The sequence below is a fragment of the Streptomyces sp. XD-27 genome, assembly GCF_030553055.1.
Taxonomy (GTDB): domain Bacteria; phylum Actinomycetota; class Actinomycetes; order Streptomycetales; family Streptomycetaceae; genus Streptomyces.
Window position 1 is genome coordinate 5964647 of sequence record NZ_CP130713.1, and the last position, 19151, is coordinate 5983797.

Annotated in this window: 16 protein-coding genes; 13 read left to right on the top strand and 3 right to left on the bottom strand. The window is 69.4% G+C overall.

Features of this window, described 5'->3' with window-relative positions:
- Positions 1-167: 167 nt before the first annotated feature.
- Positions 168-1151, top strand: coding sequence for a bifunctional riboflavin kinase/FAD synthetase (locus Q3Y56_RS26075; RefSeq protein WP_304464248.1), 984 nt, complete (start codon positions 168-170; stop codon positions 1149-1151).
- 134 nt (positions 1152-1285) lie between these two features.
- Here Q3Y56_RS26075 and Q3Y56_RS26080 read toward each other — a convergent pair whose 3' ends face one another.
- The 3 genes from Q3Y56_RS26080 to eccE form a co-directional block, all read right to left on the bottom strand.
- Positions 1286-5218, bottom strand: coding sequence for an SCO5717 family growth-regulating ATPase (locus Q3Y56_RS26080; protein ID WP_304464249.1), 3933 nt, complete (start codon positions 5216-5218; stop codon positions 1286-1288).
- Between the two features lie 302 nt (positions 5219-5520).
- A complete protein-coding gene (locus Q3Y56_RS26085; RefSeq protein ID WP_304464250.1) occupies positions 5521-6300 on the bottom strand; it encodes a hypothetical protein in 780 nt (259 codons plus the stop codon).
- A complete protein-coding gene (gene eccE / locus Q3Y56_RS26090) occupies positions 6300-7556 on the bottom strand; it encodes a type VII secretion protein EccE (protein WP_304464251.1) in 1257 nt (418 codons plus the stop codon). The genes Q3Y56_RS26085 and eccE overlap by 1 nt, the downstream gene beginning before the upstream one ends.
- 195 nt (positions 7557-7751) lie before the next feature.
- On the opposite strand from eccE, the gene eccB reads away from it, so the two are divergent.
- The 12 genes from eccB to Q3Y56_RS26150 all read left to right on the top strand — a co-directional run bounded on the left by eccB (position 7752) and on the right by Q3Y56_RS26150 (position 19132).
- Positions 7752-9317, top strand: a complete 1566-nt coding sequence (gene eccB / locus Q3Y56_RS26095) for a type VII secretion protein EccB (RefSeq protein ID WP_304464252.1) — start codon at positions 7752-7754, stop codon at positions 9315-9317.
- Between the two features lie 164 nt (positions 9318-9481).
- A complete protein-coding gene (gene mycP, locus Q3Y56_RS26100; protein WP_304465808.1) occupies positions 9482-10660 on the top strand; it encodes a type VII secretion-associated serine protease mycosin in 1179 nt (392 codons plus the stop codon).
- A 181-nt stretch (positions 10661-10841) separates the two neighbouring features.
- On the top strand, positions 10842-11186 hold the full coding sequence (locus Q3Y56_RS26105) for a WXG100 family type VII secretion target (RefSeq protein ID WP_304464253.1): 345 nt from the start codon (positions 10842-10844) through the stop codon (positions 11184-11186).
- Positions 11187-11231: 45 nt separating this feature from the next.
- Positions 11232-11513, top strand: a complete 282-nt coding sequence (locus Q3Y56_RS26110; RefSeq protein ID WP_304464254.1) for a WXG100 family type VII secretion target — start codon at positions 11232-11234, stop codon at positions 11511-11513.
- Between the two features lie 123 nt (positions 11514-11636).
- Positions 11637-11909: a hypothetical protein gene (locus Q3Y56_RS26115; protein WP_304464255.1), complete on the top strand. Its 273-nt coding sequence runs from the start codon at positions 11637-11639 to the stop codon at positions 11907-11909.
- Complete coding sequence (locus Q3Y56_RS26120; protein ID WP_304464256.1) at positions 11909-12112, top strand: hypothetical protein; 204 nt, start codon at positions 11909-11911, stop codon at positions 12110-12112. Before Q3Y56_RS26115 ends, Q3Y56_RS26120 begins: the two co-directional genes overlap by 1 nt.
- Before the next feature lie 20 nt (positions 12113-12132).
- Positions 12133-12462 (top strand): hypothetical protein, encoded by a 330-nt coding sequence (locus tag Q3Y56_RS26125; RefSeq protein ID WP_304464257.1) that lies wholly within the window; start codon positions 12133-12135, stop codon positions 12460-12462.
- Between the two features lie 1242 nt (positions 12463-13704).
- A complete protein-coding gene (locus tag Q3Y56_RS26130; protein WP_304464258.1) occupies positions 13705-15120 on the top strand; it encodes a S8 family serine peptidase in 1416 nt (471 codons plus the stop codon).
- Positions 15121-15412: 292 nt separating this feature from the next.
- Positions 15413-17137, top strand: a complete 1725-nt coding sequence (locus Q3Y56_RS26135) for a YwqJ-related putative deaminase (RefSeq protein WP_304464259.1) — start codon at positions 15413-15415, stop codon at positions 17135-17137.
- A gap of 34 nt (positions 17138-17171) precedes the next feature.
- Positions 17172-17651 (top strand): SUKH-3 domain-containing protein, encoded by a 480-nt coding sequence (locus Q3Y56_RS26140; RefSeq protein WP_304464260.1) that lies wholly within the window; start codon positions 17172-17174, stop codon positions 17649-17651.
- Positions 17652-17783: 132 nt separating this feature from the next.
- Positions 17784-18173 (top strand): YwqJ-related putative deaminase, encoded by a 390-nt coding sequence (locus Q3Y56_RS26145; RefSeq protein ID WP_304464261.1) that lies wholly within the window; start codon positions 17784-17786, stop codon positions 18171-18173.
- Complete coding sequence (locus Q3Y56_RS26150) at positions 18170-19132, top strand: SUKH-3 domain-containing protein (RefSeq protein WP_304464262.1); 963 nt, start codon at positions 18170-18172, stop codon at positions 19130-19132. Before Q3Y56_RS26145 ends, Q3Y56_RS26150 begins: the two co-directional genes overlap by 4 nt.
- The last annotated feature ends 19 nt before the right edge of the window (positions 19133-19151 follow it).

Sequence of the window (19151 nt, forward strand, 5' to 3'; positions counted from 1 at the left end):
CGAGCTCGGCGCGTGATACGCGCCACATGACCCGGGGCGGGCCCGCGAGATGCCCGTGGCATGGGCTGGGCGTGGCTGGCCGATGCGGGTCCCGGAGCGCGGGCATGGCAGTCTTAGACCTGCGAAGTCGACAGACAAAGGTTCGGTTCGGGCGAGGAGCGGGCACAGTGCAGCGCTGGCGTGGCTTGGAGGACATCCCCGAGGACTGGGGACGCAGCGTCGTCACCATCGGCTCCTACGACGGGGTGCACCGCGGGCACCAGCTGATCATCGGCCGTACGGTGGCGCGGGCGCGCGAGCTCGGCGTACCGGCGGTGGTGGTCACCTTTGATCCGCACCCGAGCGAAGTGGTACGGCCCGGCAGCCACCCGCCGCTGCTCGCCCCGCACCACCGCCGCGCGGAACTGATGGCGGAACTGGGCGTGGACGCGGTCCTCATCCTGCCGTTCACCACCGAGTTCTCCCAGCTCACACCGGCTGACTTCGTGGTGAAGGTGCTCGTCGACAAGCTGCACGCGCGCCTGGTCGTCGAAGGCCCGAACTTCCGCTTCGGGCACCGGGCCGCCGGCAACGTCGCCTTCCTCGAAGAACTGGGCCGCACCTACGACTACGAGGTCGAGGTCATCGATCTGTACGAGCGTGGTACGGCGGGCGGCGGCGAGCCGTTCTCCTCCACGCTCACCCGCCGGCTGGTCGCGGAGGGCGATGTCGCGGGCGCGATGGAGGTCCTGGGGCGGCCGCACCGCGTCGAGGGCGTCGTCGTGCGCGGCGCGCAGCGCGGACGGGAGCTGGGCTATCCGACCGCCAACGTCGAGACGCTGCCGCACACCGCGATCCCGGCCGACGGCGTGTACGCCGGGTGGCTGACCGCAGCTGGCGAGAAGATGCCCGCGGCGATCTCGGTCGGCACGAACCCCCAGTTCAACGGCACGGAGCGGACCGTCGAGGCGTACGCCATCGACCGCGTGGGGCTGGATCTGTACGGGCTGCATGTCGCGGTCGACTTCCTCGCCTATCTGCGCGGGCAGGAGAAGTTCGACTCGATCGAGGCGCTGCTGGAGCGCATGGCGATCGATGTGAAGCGGGCCGCCGACCTGGTCGAGGAGTACACGGCAGAGAACGAGCGGGACAGCGACGCGCTGCGGACCTGAGGACCCGAGGAACGTCAGCGACCTGCGGAACGCAAGGCAAAGGGGAGAGGCCCCGGGCACCATGCCCGGGGCCTCTCCCCTTATGTGATTCCCGCGCTTCGCGGCTACCGCTGCTGCTGCGGCGGTGCGGGCGGCTACTGGCCGCCGTCGGCACCCGGGGCCCCCGGCTGGCCGGGCTGCGGCTGCTGACCAGGCGGGAAGGGCTGTCCGGGCTGGCCCGGCGCGACCTGGTGGCCCGGCTGTCCCGGCTGGGGCTGCTGCTGCCACGCCTGCCCCGGCTGGGGCGCGTACGGCTGCCCCGGGGCGGGGGCCGCCACGCCGCCCGGCTGGGCCTGCTGCGGCCAGGCCGCGTGCGGGGCGCCGGGTTGCGGCTGGCCCTGCGGGACGTACCCCTGCTGCGGAGGCTGCTGACCGGGGTGACCGGCCGGGGCGGGCTGGCCCGGCTGCCCGGCTGCGAACTGCTGGGCTCCCGGCGGGGCGTACGCGCCACCGGGCTGCCCCTGCTGCGGATACTGGCCGGGCTGTATGGGCTGACCGGGCTGCAGCGCCTGGCCGGGCTGCCCGGGGTGGGCGTACGCCCCGGGCTGTGCCGGCGGAACCGGCTGTCCCGGCTGCCCCTGCTGCGGCACGTACGCGCCCGGCTGCTGCTGACCCGGCATCGGCGGGGCCAGGTGCGGCGGCGGTTGGGAGCTGCCGTCCCCGGTCCACAGCCCCTGCGCCTGCTGGGCGCGGGTGAAGTCCTCGGCGACCATGGCGGAGAGGTTGAAGTACGCCTCGCGCGTCTTCGGCCGCATCATGTCCAGGTCCACTTCCGCGCCCGCCGACAGGTGCTCGTCGAACGGCACGACGACGACCCCGCGGCAGCGGGTCTCGAAGTGGGACACGATGTCCTCGACCTTGATCATCTTCCCGGTCTCGCGGACTCCGGAGATCACCGTGATGCTGCGCGAGACGAGGTCGGCGTAGCCGTGCGCGGAGAGCCAGTCGAGCGTGGTGCTCGCGCTGCTCGCACCGTCCACCGAGGGCGTGGAGATGATGATGAGCTGGTCGGCGAGGTCGAGGACGCCGCGCATGGCGCTGTAGAGCAGGCCCGTACCCGAGTCGGTGAGGATGATCGGGTACTGCTTGCCGAGTACGTCGATGACGCGGCGGTAGTCCTCGTCGTTGAAGGTCGTGGAGACCGCGGGGTCCACGTCGTTGGCGAGGATCTCCAGACCGGACGGCGCCTGCGAGGTGAACCGCCGGATGTCCATGTAGCTGTTGAGGTACGGGATCGCCGTCACCAGGTCGCGGATGGTCGCCCCGGTCTCGCGCCGCACCCGGCGGCCGAGCGTGCCCGCGTCCGGGTTGGCGTCGATCGCGATGACCTTGTCCTGGCGCTCGGTGGCGAGGGTCGCGCCCAGCGCGGTGGTCGTGGTCGTCTTACCGACGCCGCCCTTGAGGCTGATCACGGCGATGCGGTAGCAGGACAGCACCGGCGTACGGATCAGCTCCAGCTTGCGCTGCCGCTCGGCCTCCTCCTTCTTGCCGCCGATCTTGAAGCGGGAACCGCCCGGGGCGTTGTTCTTCTTGGGCTTCGGCTTGTTGCGGAGCAGGCGGTCGGAGGACAGCTCCACGGCCGCGGTGTACCCGAGCGGGGCGCCCGCGCCGTGCCCGCGCTGCTGCCGCTGCTCGGGCGAGACGGTGGGCCAGCCGCCGGTGCGCGGGTCGGCGGTGCGCGGGTCCGCGGGGCCGGCCGCGGCGGCGCTGTACGCGTCGTCGGGCCGGGCCGCGTCGGACGGCCGCGGGTAGCCGTAACCGTCCTGACCGGCCGACGCGTCCGGCCCGGCCGGGGCGCCGGCCGCCGCCGGACCGGGCTGGCCCGGAGCCTGCCCGACGGGGACACCGGGCTGCGCGTCGGCGGGCTGCGCGTGCGGAGCCTGGGCGGCGTGCGGAGCGTGCGGGGCCTGCGGGGCGTGCGGAGCCTGGGCGGCGTGCGGGGCCTGCGGGGCCTGCGGAGTTTGCGGTGCCGGCTGACCTGGCGCGATCTGCTGCCCCGGCGTGACCTGCTGACCCGGCACGGCCTGCTGGGCGGGCTGGGCGTGCGGGGGCTGCTGAGCGGGGATGGCGGCGCCCGCGCCCGGCTGGGGATAGCCGTATCCGGCCTGGGGCGCGGCACCCTGCTGGGGGCCGGGCACGACAGGGGAAGGGGCGGGGGCGGGAGCGGCCGCCTGGCCGGCGACGCCGGGCTGCGGGAAGCCGTAACCGCCCTGCGGGACGGCGGAGTTGGGGGCCGCCGGGACGGCATCGCCGGGCGCGGCCGACGGGTTCTGCGCGGCCGGGGCCGGAACGGCGTCCGCGGGTTCGGGGCGCGGGTAGCCGTAACCGCTCTGGGCGTGCGGCGGAACGGCGTCCCGGGGCTCGGGCTGCGGGAAGCCGTAGCCGCCGCCGGACTGGCCGGCGGCCGGACCCGCGGCGGGCCCGGTGGCGGCCGCGGGGCCAGGCGCCGGAGCAGGTGCCGCTGCCGGGGCGGGCTGCCCCTGCGTACCGGGCACCGGCGGCGGCCAGGCGGCGGTCTGCTGCGGGAACGGACCGCTCGCGCCGGACGGAGCCGCGCCGGTCGACCAGGGGGTGGACGACACGGGCGGCGTACCGGGCGCGGCGGAGGCATCCGACATACCCGACGTCACCGATGTTCCCGACGCGTCCGAAGCGGAGGCCGAGGCGGCGGGCGGGGCGGTGGGTGTGGCGGGCTCGAAGTCCGGCGGCAGTGGCGGCAGTCCGTCCTGGGGCACCGGCGGCGGCGTCCACGGCTGGGCGGGCTTGTCGGCGGACGCGTAGAGCGGCGGCGGAGTGTCCTGCGGTTCGGCGGGTACGGCGGGTACGGCGGTGGCGCCGGGCGGAGTCGAGGGCTCCGACGCCCCGGCGTCGGCGACCTTCCTGCGCAGCGCGGCGCTGGAGAACTGCATCGTGCCCTCGCTGCGCAACGTGCCGTCGGCGGACGTGGGCGTGGACGTGGACGCGGGCGTGTCCGCGGCCGCGGGCTCGGCCTCCGACTCGGCGGCGGCCGCCGCGCGCTCCTGGATCTCGCGGCGCAGGGCCGACGACGAGAAGCGCATAGTGGACCTGCTGACGAGGTCGCCGTTCTCGCTGTCGCCTTCTCCTTCGGCGGTGCCGAAGGAGAAGGAGTCCGCGCTCAACGGCTCGGGCTCGGAGGTGTCGTCGTCGGCGGCATCGGCCGAGACAGGCACACGGTCGCCCGCCGCCGCACTGTCATCGTCGCTGTCGCTGTCGCTGTCGCCGGAGGCGCTGACCGCCGCGTCGCCGTCCTCGGCCCCCGCGTCCCGTACGTCGTCGTCCTTGCCGCTGCTGTCCTTGCCGTCCGCGTCGTCCACGAGGCGCTCACCGTCGCGCTCGCTCTCGGACGTGCTGCCGTCATCGTCACCACTGTCCAGGTCGGCGGCGTTCGAGGAGCGCTCCTCGCCGGTCTCCTCATCGTCCGCACCGCGCTCAGGGGATGCGGCAGCGAGCCAGAAGTCCGCGTCATCCGCGCCGGACGAGTCACCCCCGGACGAGGAACCGCCATCGGCCTCTTCGGCCTCGGCCTCTCCGGACACCTCGGATGCGCCCGAAGACAGATCGGCGTCCGTTTCGTCCCCCGCGGTACCCGAGGCGTCGTCCGTGTCCGGGGAGCCGCTGCCGTCAGAAGCCGGCACGGCGGGCGGCGACCACGTCGGCTGGGAACTGCTCGGATCCGTGAGCCCGGTGGGCATGGCGACCGGACTGCCCGTGGGCGGCGGAGGCAGCGTCACACCGCCGTACACGGGCGAACCCGCACCCGCACCCGGGCCGGAGCCCGAACCGGCGCCCGCACCCGCCGCGTCCGCACCGGCCCCCGCGTTCCCCGTACCCCCCGGGAAACCGGCGGAGCCACTCGACGAGGCAGCGGACGACGCGGCGTCCTGCGCGTACCAGGAAGGCGTGCTGTAGTCGATGGTGAACTCGCCGGTGTGCTCGGGCTCCGCGTCGGACCGATCATCGCCGGGTGTGGTTCCGCCCGTGCGGATCTCGTCCCGATCGCTGCTCACAATGCCTCCTGGTGTGGTCGAGCACCTTGAATTTCTTGGCGAGGCCGACCGTTACCGTCGTGTGTCCGACCGCTCGGCTTTCCTCTTCTGTGACGCCGGGTACCCGTGAACAGGTTCTCCACCGCGCACGACAAGACTAATCACCCTGCACACCACGACGGCAGGCCCGCCCTGTCCTCGAAGCTGTCCGATACCTCACGCATGCATCACCCACGCCTCGCGCAGGCCTCGCGCATGCCTCAGACCCGGCTCAGCCATGCCTCAAGAGCACGGCTCACCTCTGCCTCATGCCCGCTGCCGCGTCAGTCCACGCGGCGCGGTGCGCCCAGCAAACCCGATTCCGCGTCAGTCGGCTGCGTCATGACGTACCGCCGGGACGAGCGCGTGCACCACAGTGTCACACCGTCACCGAGCGTTGACAGGGCGGCGACATCCGCCTCCGGCAACCCCAGGATGCGCCCGATTTGCGTGGCCTCGTCCGGAGAGACCCGTTGGATGCCGACCAGTCCCGCGTTCTCCAGGAGCCGCGGCGCGACCGGGCTCAGATACGGCAGGAGGGTCAGCACCGACTGCCACGGCAGGGAGGAGACCCGGCCCCGGGGAGGCCGAATCCCGCAGTCCCGTACCACCAGCACGGGGCTGCCCACCGACGGCCCCTGCGGCGGAACCCGCCCCACATCGAAGACGGTCATGCACTGCTGCCCGCCGCCGGCGGCCTGCACCAGATTCGCCCACATCTGGGGACGTCCGGTCTCGACGGCGATCCGGGCTCCGGTACCGGCGGTACGCAGCGCCAGTGCCTGCGCCGTCCACAGCCCGCCGATCAACACCGCGTCGAACGGCTCGGGACGGCTGAACCCCAGGACGGCAGGCTGCCCCTGCGGGTCGACACCGATGGCCACACCGTCGTCACCGACGGGAAGCGCCATCGCGCCCAACTGCTCCAGTGACAGCGCATGCCGTTCACGCCGGGGCCCGATGAGCCCGAAGCCGGGGCGCCGTCTGCGCGGCGGAGCCGCGGCATGGGCGGCATCGTCCGCGCCGGGAGGGGCAGCACTGCTGGAAGCGCTTGTCACGGCCATCAGCGGGTGCCTCCCAAGGGAAGAGTCGCGAGCACTCCTGGCAACTGCTCACGGTCCAGGCGAACCAGTCCGACCTTCACGCTCCGCGCGGCCCGCTCCAACGTCTTGCGTGCCTCGACCAGTTCGGTGTCACTGCGCCCGGTGATCCGTACGTGCCCGCTGACGCTCGGCGCGCTCCCCGAGCCGCGCCCGTGCGCCAGCGTCAGACTGAACGTGCTGGCGAGGGCCGGTACGGAGGTGAGGAGTGAGACGACCCGGGGCAGGGGCGCGCTGTCCGGCCCCAGCTGCGGCCAGCGGCCCACCCAATAGGTGGTGTGCCAGCGGTCGTCGCAGCGCCAGGCGCGCGAGGTCTCGACCGTACGGCGCACAGGCGCACTCGCCCGCCCCGCCTGCGCGGTGGCAAGCGGGTTGGCACAGGCCGACGTCGCGATGGCCGCGGTCACCTCACCCTCCCTCAGCACCTTCGCCGTGAACCCGGCTCCCGCGAGCCGGCTCGACAACTGGTCGACGGCCCGCACCAGACAGCGCTGCGCGCCCTCCAGGCCGCCCCCGCGCGCCTGGACGGCCTCGGGGCACAGCTCCGGATGGAGCTTGAGCGCGATCCAGGTCAGGCGGATCGCGGGCGCGCCGCTCTGCTCCTGGAGCGGTGCGTAACTGCGGGCGGCGACGGAATGCTCGGGCAGGTGCGGCGCGGGCGCGGGCTGGGTGTGCTGGACGACCTGCGCCGACTCCAGACGGATGTCGTCCACCACCAGTGCATCCTGTAGAAGCCCGAGCGGCAACGGCCGTTCGCCGGTCAACGGCCGCAACGGGCTGTCCGTGCCCTGCACCTGGAGGACGGCGGTCAGGAATGTACCGTCGCCGACCATGCCGATCTCGCGCCGGCCGCGGGCGGTGTACAGGCAGGTGGTCAGAGCCGGGTCGCACTCGACCGCGGGCGCCAACGAAGGATCGGTGTCAGCCGGGATGGGCTCCTTCGCGAGCTTCTGACGGCGCCGCAGGGCCATCGCGCCCGCCACCCACTCGGGGACCGGCTGCTGCCTGCGCTGCCATACGGCGGCCACGAGGAGGACAAGGGCGATCGCCGCCGCCGGAGCGAGGAGCAGCGGCCTGATGACCCAGGCGACGAGGACCAGCGCGGCGGCGACCTCAAGAAGCACGAGCTGCTGCAGTCGCACGGGCCCGAAACCTGTGGTGCGTGAGGGCTGCCTCGGTACGGCACGCTCGGGAGTGCGCGCGCGTGGGGCAGAGCTCATCAGAGAGACCACCTTGTCCTTTTCGTCCGGAGCACCCGTCGCGGCGGGTCGGCTGATCGGGCTGTCACGGTATCGGAAGGTCGTAGGGTGTCTTCCAGCGGCCGAGCACAGGAGCATTCGGCGTGCGGTGGGCTGGTACCGGTCCCGGACAGGCGCCTGGCTGTCGAGGTTGAAGACGGGGAGAAGCAGCGACACATGGCATCACGGCGGGATGAGCTCAACGCCTATACCTTTGCGAAGAAGCGGGCGGTTGCGGCGTTTGTGCAACCTTCGCTCGGCGTCACCGAGGAAGGGGCCCCGCGTCCTCTGCGCGCGATCCTGCCGAGCCTCGTGGTGGGGGCGCTCGTCGTCGCGGTATTCGGTGCCTGGGGAATGTTCAAACCGGCGGTGCCGCGAGGCTGGGACGAACCCGGCGCCCATGTCATCGTCGGCAGTGAGTCCACGACCCGCTATGTCGTCCTCGAGACGGGCAAGGACAAGAAGAAGCAACTCCATCCCGTGCTCAACCTCGCCTCCGCCAAGCTCCTCCTCAAGCCCGACCAGTCCAGCATCATCGAGGTGAAGGAGTCGGTGCTCGACAGCGGAGACATCCCGCGGGGCCCGACGCTCGGCATTCCGTACGCGCCGGACCGCATTCCCTCGGCCGACGAGGCGGGCAAGCGGAAGCGGTGGGTGGTCTGCGAACAGCCCGGCGGCAATGGGAAGACCACGCAGCGAGCGGTGTTCCTCCTCGCGGACCGAGAGGCGGAAAGGGTAGAGGGTCGGCAGCGGCTCCGTGACGATCAGGTGCTCTACGTCCAGGAAGTGAAGAGCGGCGCCCGGTATCTCGTCGATCCGGACGGCATGAAATATCTGATCGGCGACGAGCGATCCGCGAAGAAGCCCGATGAAAACGACAAACTGATGCTGCGTACGCTCTTCCAGGACGGTGCACAGCCGCAGCAGGTGACCCAGGACTGGCTGGGCACCCTCAAGGACGGTGAGCCGATTCGCTTTCCCGAGGTTCCAGGACGGATCGGCGCCGATGCCGGCATTCCGAGCCTCGGTCAGAAGGCCAACCGGGTCGGTGTGGTGCTGACCACGGCCACCGGTACCGGTCCTCAGCACTACATCGTTCTCCAGGGCAAGGTCGCCCGCGTCTCGGACTTCGTGGCCGATCTCCTGCTGAACAGCAGGCAGTTGGAGCGCCTGGGCCAGAAGGCCATTCCGGAGCGGGTGCACGCCGCGACCTTCGTCTCGGAGGGCGAGTTCTCCGGCGGGAAGTGGCCCACCGAGGCGCCGCGCCAGGCCAACGCGGCCGACCCCGACGGCGGTGGCAACGACACCGTCTGCAACATCCTCGAAGGGGTCAGCGGCGACGGTACGCCCGAGCTGGGCACCTGGGCGGGCCGGGACTACCCCGCGACGATCGTGGACGGCGCCACCAGCGCGTACGTCACGCCCGGAACCGGTCTCCTCTACCGGCAGATCCAAGGCAAGGCGACCAAGGAAGGGCCCGTCTTCCTGGTCACGGACACCGGACTCCGCTACCAGGTGCAGGCCAACAACGACGGCAGCACGGGCAAGTCGAAGATCGGTGATGCCGACCAGGATGAACAGAAGTCCTCGGGCGCCCTCACGAACTCGAAGACCAATGAGGCACAGATCCGCCTGGGCTACCAAGGTCTGGACCCGCTCCCGATCCCCCGAAGCTGGTCGGAGTTCCTTCCCATTGGACCGCGACTGGACGCCAACAGCGCCAGGCAGCCGCAAGGCGCGTAGCCGCGAGGGATCCAGAAGATGAGTGAGCTGCGGGGGCAGGAGTGAGCGCGGTGCGAGGCATCGGACGGGGCGCCAGGCTGGCGGCGGCGGCCGCTCTCGTGGGGTTGGTCGTGCCGCTGGGAGTCTGCGCGACGGGCGGGACTGCGGCAGCCGCGGCGGGGAGGATGCCCCAGCGCGAACCGGGCGGCAGCGGCGAGTGCACGTTCCCGATGAAGAAGCAGATCAAGGGCACCCCCTGGCCACTGCAGCGGTTGGTGCTGGACCAGTTGTGGAAGGACACCAAGGGACGCGAGAAGAACGGGGACCCGGTCCGGGTCGCCGTGATCGACACCGGTGTCGACAACACCAACCCGCAGCTCACCAAGGCAGTCAACGCCAGCAAGGGCGCCGACTTCCTCCCGAAGGACAAGAACGAGGGCGGGTCGAAGGACAAGCCCAAGCGCAGCGACGGCACCGACGACGAAGTCGGCCACGGCACCAAGGCTGCGGGCATCATCGCCGCTCGTCCGATCGAGGGCACCGGCTTCGTGGGCTTGGCCCCCGAAGCCGAGATCATTCCCATCAGGCAGAACGATGCGAAAGGCACGGGTACCCCCGACACCCTGGCCAGGGCTATCGAGAAGGCCGTGGACGAAGGCGCCCGGGTCATCAACATCTCCCAGGACACCAAGGGCAGGCTCCGCCATAGCGGCCTGGAGAGGGCCATCGCCTTCGCGATCAAGCACGACGTGGTCGTCGTCGCCTCCGCGGGCAATGACGGCGCGGACCGCGAGTTGCACAACACCTACCCGGCGGCCTACCCGGGTGTCCTCGCGGTTGCCGCGTCCGACCGCAACAACGAGCGGGCGCTGTTCTCCCAGAGCGGCCATTTCGTCGATGTCGCGGCACCAGGCGTGGAGATCGTGTCAACGGTTCCCAAGGGCGGTCAATGCGTCGACAACGGCACCAGCTTCTCCGCCCCGTACGTGGCCGGTGTCGCCGCACTCATCCGCGCGAAGCACCCGGACTGGACCCAGGAGCAGGTCGTCGCGCAGATCGAGCAGACCGCCGAGCGTGGTGTCAACGGCCGCGATCCCTACATCGGCTGGGGAGTCGTCGACCCCGTTCGGGCACTCAATGAGGACGACCACCCCATCGACCATCCGACGGTGGACGAGAAGCCGGCCAAGAACGTCGAACCGCCCACCGTGGCCCGACTTACCCAGGGCGAGACCCCGCAGGAGCGACGGGAGCGCTTCGCCACCTACGCCCTGGGTACGGCGGCGATCCTCGTCGCGGCCACCGCGGGCGGAGCCGTCGTCCTGCGCGACCGGCGCCGCCGCAACAGTTCGGCGGGGACGTGAGGTTCGGCCGACAGCCTCGAAGATGACCTTGGCTGTCACAGCGCTGTCACAGCTGCCCTTACTCGTTGGTTCGCTCAAACGAGCGGGGGCTAGAGTGGCAGTTGAAGACTCCGATCTGATGACCGGATCGTCCGTGCGGAAATGGTCGATCCGACAACCACTTCATGGGGGAAGGTGCAGCGTGGCAAAGGACCTTCGGCTTTCGCCGGAACAGATCGACAAGCTGATCCGGGATCTCGGGAACATGCACGACAACCTTGAGAGCCGGATCAGCACGCTCAACGGTGTGATCGACGCCGTCGAGGGCCACTGGAAGGGCGTCGCGGCAGGTGCGTACAACGAACTCCAGCGTCAGGTCAACGACGACGTCCGGCGGGTGAAGGAGCTCCTGGCCTTCACCAAGGACGCGGTCCAGTCGAGCAAGGACGGCTTCGACGCCCAGGAGGTCGAACGGCTCAACGCCTGGAAGGGCGTCGACCTGGGCAACGACAACAACACCGTTCTCGACCGTTTCCAGGTGTCCTAGTCCTCACGCCAACCAGCCAGCTTCGAATCAGGAGACGCAGCACCAATGGAGATTACCTACGCTGGGGTCGTTGAGGCCTCGAATCAGGTCAAGAGCACGGCCGACACCATCAAGTCCGAGCTGGACACCCTCATGTCCTCGGTCAAGGCGGTGGTGGATACCTGGGACGGTAAGACCCAGCAGGCGTTCTATGAGCGGCAGCACGACTGGAACACGAAGGTGAACCATCTTCACCAGACGCTGACGACGATCTCGCGGAAGCTCCACGAGGCCACCGAGGGCTATCAGAGCACCGACGCGGCGGGGGCTCGCAGGTTCGCGGGCTGACGGCGCGGCAGCGGCCGAGTCGGCCGCAAGGGCAAATGTAAGGTATGCGTGGGTGTGAGATCCGGCTCGAGAATCTCACACCCACGTCTGCGGATGTGAACGAGCACTTCAGGGGGGTGCTTCATGGGGCAGGAACATCCGGCGGAGAATTCTGGTGGCGCCTCCAAGTCGAAGAAGGACGTGGATCTTCCGCCGGAATCATTGCCGGACTTCAAAAAGGCCTTGGACCAGCTGTTGATCCAGTTGGGCGAGTCGGAGGCTCACCACGACAAAATCACGAAGCATCAGGTGGCGAACGGCGCATTCGGCACCATCCCGCAGGCGGCGGGGCTGGCCGGTGCCTATGCCTCCGCCCACGCGCGGGTGCTTCAGTTCTCCCAGACGCTCGGGAGTTGATGGAGGCACTGGGAATCACCGCTGCCGCGGCCGATCGCGATTACAAGGGTATCGACCAGGAGCAGGCCCAGCGCCTTCAGGCCATCCAGAAGCGCACCGAGCTGTATTACGAGAAGTACAAGAAGGAACACGAGAAGAAGGAACCGGGCTCCGAGGCCGGAAAGCATGACGATACCGGCAAGGAAAAGTCCGGCTCCGGGTGACGTGACGGGGGAACAGGGGCATGGGCGAAGAGTCGAAGTCGGCGCTGCCGCCGATCGTTATCACCCACCTAGACAGCTTCGAGAACATGACCGCCGAACAAATGGCGGGCATGCTGGCGGGCACGAACGCAGAGTCGATCACGAGCAAGGGTCGCACCCTCTCGCTGGCCGGCGCCAAGATTGACAGCATCGGTGACGAGCTCAAGAGGCTCATCGACCGCGTCGAGTGGGAAGGAAAGGGCGGCAAAGCATTCCGGGAATGGGGGACCGGTTCTGGAAGCAGGCGAACACGCTTGCCGACTACGTGCTTGCCGTCGGCTACTCCATGCAGGTCGCGGGTGGGGCTCTGAGTGAGGTCAAGACCGTTGTCGACACGGTGGATGTCCCCGTAGAGCGAGTCGGAGAGTGCACCCGTGATAACCCGGGCGGGGGGCGAACCAAAGCGAACGGGGAGCCGTACAAGCCGCTTGAGTACGAGAAGATGGCGGCTGAGGCGGAGAAGGTGCTGCGGCCGCAGATGGCCAAGCTCGCTTCCTACTATTCGCTTGCGACCGCCGACATCAAGAAGCCCGCGGAGCCGGTCTTTGAGCCGCTGCCGCAGCAGGTGCTTCCGCCGCGTGAGGGAAGCCGGTACGAGAGTTACGGCACGGAGGGTTCCCCCGGCGGCTACCAGTCGACGGCGAGTCCGTACACGGGTGGAGCTCCGTCCGGTGGCTACCAGGCCTCAGCCACCCCGTCGTATGCGACTCCACACCACCCCGCGGAGGTGCCGGCAGCGCCGGCTCCAGGGGGTTCCCCTGGCGGCTTCCCGGGCGGCGTCTCGCTGCCCGAGGCCACGGGCACGAACATCGACAGTGTGACATTGCCGGAAGCACCGACCATGCCGTTGCCGTCGGATCGCGGCACGCCGCCACTTCCCACCACCCGAGACCCCAGCCCGACCGTGCCGGTTCCGGGACTGCCTCTGCCGACAGGACCCACACGGATCCCGCCCGGGCGTGGTCGCGTCACCCCCATTTCACCTGTCCCGGGTATTCCGGCCGGAAGGAACCCTGGGCCAGGGGGCGGCAGGATGCCTGTCACTCCGTCGCTCGGCACACCACCTGTGGGGACACCGCCCGTCGGAAGGCCGATCATGGGCGGACCGCCGATCACGGGCGGACCGCCCATGCAGAGTCAGCCGGGCGCGACGCGAGGCGCGCCCCGCGGCCCCGTCATCGGCGGTGAGCAGATGGCCGTGGGCCGCGGGGGAATGGTGGGCGGCCCGGGCCATGCGATGACCGGTGGCCAGGGAGTGATCGGCGGGCGCCCCAATACGGGATCGCCGGCTGGACGACGGGACGTCACGCCCGAAGGACGCGGGCCCGTTCGCGGAGGACCGAACACGAACGGCGTCATCGGGCACGTGGCAGGGGGGCCGCAAAACGGTCGGCGCCGTCCTGCCAGCCGAGAGGACGCGGCCGCTCGACGCCGGGTCGAGGATGACGACGTGTGGGCGACAGGGCGGGACGACGTCGTTCCTCCCGTGATCGAATAGAGCAGCCCAGAGACAACCAGCCGCTGATGGTGAGCAGCAAACTCAAGTAGGTGGGATGAAGGCAACAGTCATGCATGCGCATCGCCGATCCAAGGCGGTCATCTCCCTCCTCACGTCGCTGCTCGCCATCGGCGGCGTCCTCGCGCCTTCCGCCGCGGCGGAGACCATGCGTGAGCGCCATTGGCACTTGGACAAGATGCAAGCCGAACGTATGTGGGAGGTCAGTACGGGCGAGGGCATCACCGTTGCCGTTCTTGACTCCGGTGTCCAGGCTTCCGAAACGGAACTGCGCGGCAAGGTACTGAAAGGGCAGAACCTCGTCGAGCCGAAGAAAGACGCTCGTATTGACGCAGCAGGCCATGGAACGGCCATGGCAACGCTCATCGCGGGTAATGGTGCCAACGGACAGGGAATCAAGGGCCTTGCCCCTGGCGCACGTATCCTCCCAGTGAAAATCGAGGGCTCGGTTAAGGAGGTCGAGCTGACCAGCATTCCCAAGCTGATTGCTGCCATCCGATACGCTGCCGACTCTGACGCGCAGATCATCAACATGTCTGTGGGGTTTGAGGACTACGCCTTCGAAGACAACGAGTTGGCTCAGCTTCAGGAGGCCGTTGATTACGCTATTGGGAAGGGGAAGCTGCTCTTCGCTGCGTCCGGAAACGATGGGGAGCATGACATCGTCTATCCGGCAAGCAGTAATGGTGTAGCGGCAGTCGGCGCGGTCGATGACACGCTCACGTGGGTCAAGTTTTCGAACTACGGGCCGCGCCTAGCTCTTGCCGCGCCCGGAAAGGACATCCCCGTCCCCTGCCCGGAGGACAAGCCCGGCTACTGCCGAAGCGAGGGCACCAGCCAGGCCACAGCCATCGCCTCCGCCTCCGCCGCCCTCATCTGGGCCAAGCACCCGAAGTGGACCGGAAACCAGGTCCTTCGCGTCATGCTGGAGACAGCCGGCAAGCCCAAGGGCAAGGTCCCCAGCCGATACGTCGGCTACGGTTTCGTCCGCCCGCGCATCAACCTCCTCGAAGGCAAGGGCGACCCAGGCCCCGCTGACGTCAACCCCCTGGTGGAAGCCAACAAGGACGACTCGGCGTCGCCCTCGCCCTCGGCCTCGAAGAAGCCGGTGCCGGACACCTCCGCACCCGCTGACGCCCCCCAAGACGAGGCCGCCAGCGGCTCCGGAAGCGACTCCGCAGAGAACGCCGGCAAGATCGTCGGCATCGTCGCCGCTGTAGCCCTCCCCGCTCTCGCGCTGTTCGTGATCCTGCGCCGCCGGAAGGCGCGCGCGTTGGTCGGCGCGGTCCCTGCTCCCACCGCGCCGCCGTTCGGCAATCTCCCGCCGGCAGGGGCTGGGCATCACCTCATGCCCCCGACGGTTCCGCCTCTCCCAAGCCCGTCCCCGCCGAACCCCCATGGACCTGGACCGCACAGCTCCCACAGCGGACCGCCACCTGCCAACACGCCCTGATCTCCGCACATGCCGGCTCCGCCGTCCCTAAAGGGGTGGTGGGGCCGACTGTGCGACGGGTTCGGCGTGTCGTGACCGATTGACCGCATGCGTGCAACATCTCTGCCGGATTGACGCAGCTGTGTCACAGAACTGGGTCAACTCTGGAACTCGCTTCGAGAGCGAGTTCGATATCCTGACGGCGTGCTAACGTGCAGGAGCTCAAGTTGAACATGCAAGCGCATACCGTGACTTGAGTACCGGTGCAGTATCCGCGAACCTAATTGTCAACTCATTTACGGGGGAGTGGGGGATGGGCGTTGTTCTGCCCGATGAATTGAGCACAGTGCTCGATCTCATCGGCGTGAGTTGGCCGAATGTCGATGAGGATGACTACCGCGACATGGCCGACGCGCTCCGGGATTTCGCGACCGAGATCGATACCGGTCGTGGTGATACGCAGACGGCACTGAACCGGCTCATCTCGACCAATAAGGGCGAGACAACCGCTGCCATCAACGCCCATATCAACAAGCTTAACGGGAAGCATCTGCACAATCTGGCGGAGGCTTCGCGGCTGCTGGCGGGTGGGCTGGACGGGGCCGCGACCCTCGTCGCGGGTGCCAAAGGTGCTGCAGTCGCGGCGCTGTGGACTCTCGCCGCCGAGGTGGCCGCCGCCCAGGCGACGGCGATCTTCACCCTCGGGCTGTCCGAACTGGCGGCCCTGGGCGGGGTGGCGGTCACCCGCACCATCGTCAAGAAGGCGCTGAAGGAGGGCGCCAAGCTTGCCGCCGAGGAGATCCTGGCTGTTGTGACCGCGCCGGCGTTCGCGGCGCTGGAGAACATGGCGACGGATCTGATCGTCCAGGTCGTCGAGGACGGGGTGGGGATCCGGGACGGGGTCGACCTCGGTCAGACCGCGCAGGCGGGCAAGGACGGGCTGCAGCTCGCCAGCGTCGACGGCGGGGGCGGGGGCCTGGTGCTGGCGAGCGTGGGCCCAGGCGGCGGCACCGGGGATCTGGTCTTCGACGAGCACGAGCACAACACCTTCGCCTCGCGGACCTATGACCATTCCAAGCACCTGGACGAGAAGGGTGGCCCCCACCTCACCCGCAGCCGTGGCCACTTCGGCCGCACCAAGGGCAAGGGCGACCTGGCGCAGACCATCGAGAACGCCGTCGAGAAGGCGATGACGTCCCTCGGCGGGGCCCACGGCAAGCTGAAGACGCATCTGAACGACGTCGGCGACGGGCTCGTCAAAGCGGGCGGGGGGCACAAGGCCCGCAACGAGAAGGTCCGCGACGACTTCAAAGGCGTCAAGAAACCGGACGTGGACGGACCGCCGGCCGGCGGCGGAGGAGGCGGCAACAAGCCGCCCGGCAGCGGGGGCGGCTCCAATGGAGGGCCCAAGCCGCTGCACCCGCAGCCGCGCTGGCACGGTCAGACCGCCGGTGGTACGAATCACCACAGGCGGGATGCACTCGACGTGAACGGTCTGAGCCCGGAGGAACAGCGCCGCCTCCTGGAGCAGGAGACCAGGGATCTTGCCGATGAGGCGAGTAACGCCCGCGGGCAGACGCCGCCCGGTAAGGGACGCCTCGACTCCGGCTGTGCGGGCAGCCTGCTCCACAATGGTGTGATCACCTCGCATACCAGCATGCAGCACAAGGTGCCCAAGAACATCAAAGGAGAAGAGAGGGAAAGAGCGAAGGCGGCACAGGGGCCACACCCCCACCCGGCGGTGCGAGACCTTTATGACGACATCAAGGCCAGAGAGGAAAAGATCGGTAGGGGCCATGGGCAGTGCGCTGAGGTCGCTCTGATATCGGACCGTCTGCACCAGCTTGATCCAACCGGGCAGAACATACGAACCGTTGAGGATGCCAGGCGAGCACTGGACGGGGCTGTGATCGACACACGCGCCATCGGCGACATGACAGACCCGAAGACGGGCGAGGTGACTCGGCACGGAGAATTTCTCCCGGCCTGTGACTCATGTAAGCACGCGCTACCCGCCTTGGGTATAAAGGGGCGCTAGTTGAACGACGACGAAAGACAAGGAGCACACTCCAGTGCCTCGCCAGCTCACCCACCAAGAGATCGAAGCGCGACTGCGCACCGCCGGCTGGCAGCCGGGGCGGGATGTGGGAGAGGGCGCGGTAGCCGCCCTCACGGCGTCAGCGGCCGCCGAACTCGGTTCGCACGGCTATGCGGTGAGCCCCTTCTCGACCGTGATCTCCTTCCTCCGGGAATTCGCCTTCCTGGACCTGGAGTCCCCTGGTGAGCCGCCTAACGAGCACTGCATCTTCGAGGTCAGGTTCGTCGACGCCGTCAGAACACGTGAGATTTCCGAACTGTCCGGTGATCTCCAGCAGCCGCTGTTTCCGGTGGCTTTCGAAAGGCTTGAGCGCGGTATGGCCGTCATGGACCCTCTCGGCCGATGCTTCTATACTCACTGGTCGGGGTTCTACTACCTCGGGTCGGAGCGGTACGAAGTGCTCAACAGTCTCTTGACCGGCGACCAGTCCGATGCGGACGAATTCTATGTGTGATGCCGCATCGGCCTCATGGCCTCGATCGGTTCTTCTACCTCCATGACACCGGGAACTACTATCTGAGGCAGGGTGCGCTCGAGATGTTCACCAACCGCCTGAAGGTGAAGACCGCACCCGCGAGGGAGTTTTATGTCTGATATCGCTTTCGGGGTCGCCTCCAGTCTGCTCGTCCAGGGCAGCATCTACAGCCAGACCAACCTCACCGGCGAGGGCACCCCCGACCTCCACCCGGCCGTGCGGGAGTTCTTCGACGCCCTGCCCGTCGGCCTCCGCGAGTCCTTCATCGGATACTGCGCCGAGTCCGCGCTGATCTCCGACCAGATGTGGGCGCTGGACGAGACGCGGACCGACGGCGGGTGGACCACCCTCGACGAGGCGGTTCCGTACTTCGCCGGTGCGGTGATCCTGTCCAAGTTGATCCGTGAGAAGGGTGACCCGGAGCACGGACGCACCACTCTGCCCTGCCGTTCCTGCACCGCGCTGCTGGAGCGGCTCGGAGTGGAGATCACGCGGCCGTGAGCGCGCCGGACCGAAGCCCCGGACACGCGGCGCTCACGGCCGCGGGCTGGCATCCCGGACGGGACGTCGCGGACCGTGCCCTGCTGGCCATGCTGGAGACGGCGAGTTCCCTGGCGGTGTACGGGGACCCCGACTGGCAGCCTTTCCCCGCCGCCGAGCGCGCCCTCCGCGAGTGCCACGGGCTCACCGTCGCCCCCGCCGGGCCCGGCGTCGGCGTCGCCCCGTCGGGGTGTGCGGTGGATCCGACCCTCGCCCGGCACGACCTGCACACCCTGGCAGCCTTCGGCGAAGAGCTCGGGGAGTACCTGTTCCCCTTCGGCCGCACCGACGCCGGCGCGCTGCTGGCTGTGGACGAGAGCGGCCGGCTGTTCGCCGCCGATCACAGCGGCTGGTGGCTTCTGGGCGATTCCGCCGCCGCGGGTCTCGTCGCTCTGGCCGAGGGCCGGGCGCCGCAGCGGGCGCAGACGCGCCACTGGCGGTGGGAGCTGGCGCGTACCGCCGGTGAGGAGATCGTGCCCGACCTGGTGAAGAGCGCCCTGGCCCTCGCACATATTCTGCACCGGCACGGACTCATGGCCACACGCGCCCTGCAAGGGCGTGTCACCGGCTTCCGCGGGTACGGGCAGGTCCACTTGGACCAGAGGTTTCCCCTGCGGGCGGGGAGCCTGGAGGCCAACGCCGAACAGCTCGCGGGGGCCATCCTCCAGGCACTCGGTCCCATGCCCCTCGCGACCTCTGAGGTCTCCCTCGAACTGCTCCCCGGCGCCACTGGCCGCACGCCGCGGCACGCCACGGGCTGGTCCGCGGCCGCGGGCGGCGCGGGCGTCGGCGGGATCGCCGTGCGCGCGACAGCCCCCACGGCGGCCGCGGTGGACCCTGACGTCATGGCGCGACTGGCCGACGCCACGGCGGAGGTCGACCGCTACGCGGCCTCGCGCTCGCCCGCCGAGCGGCACTGACCCGGCAACCGGCCCCGGC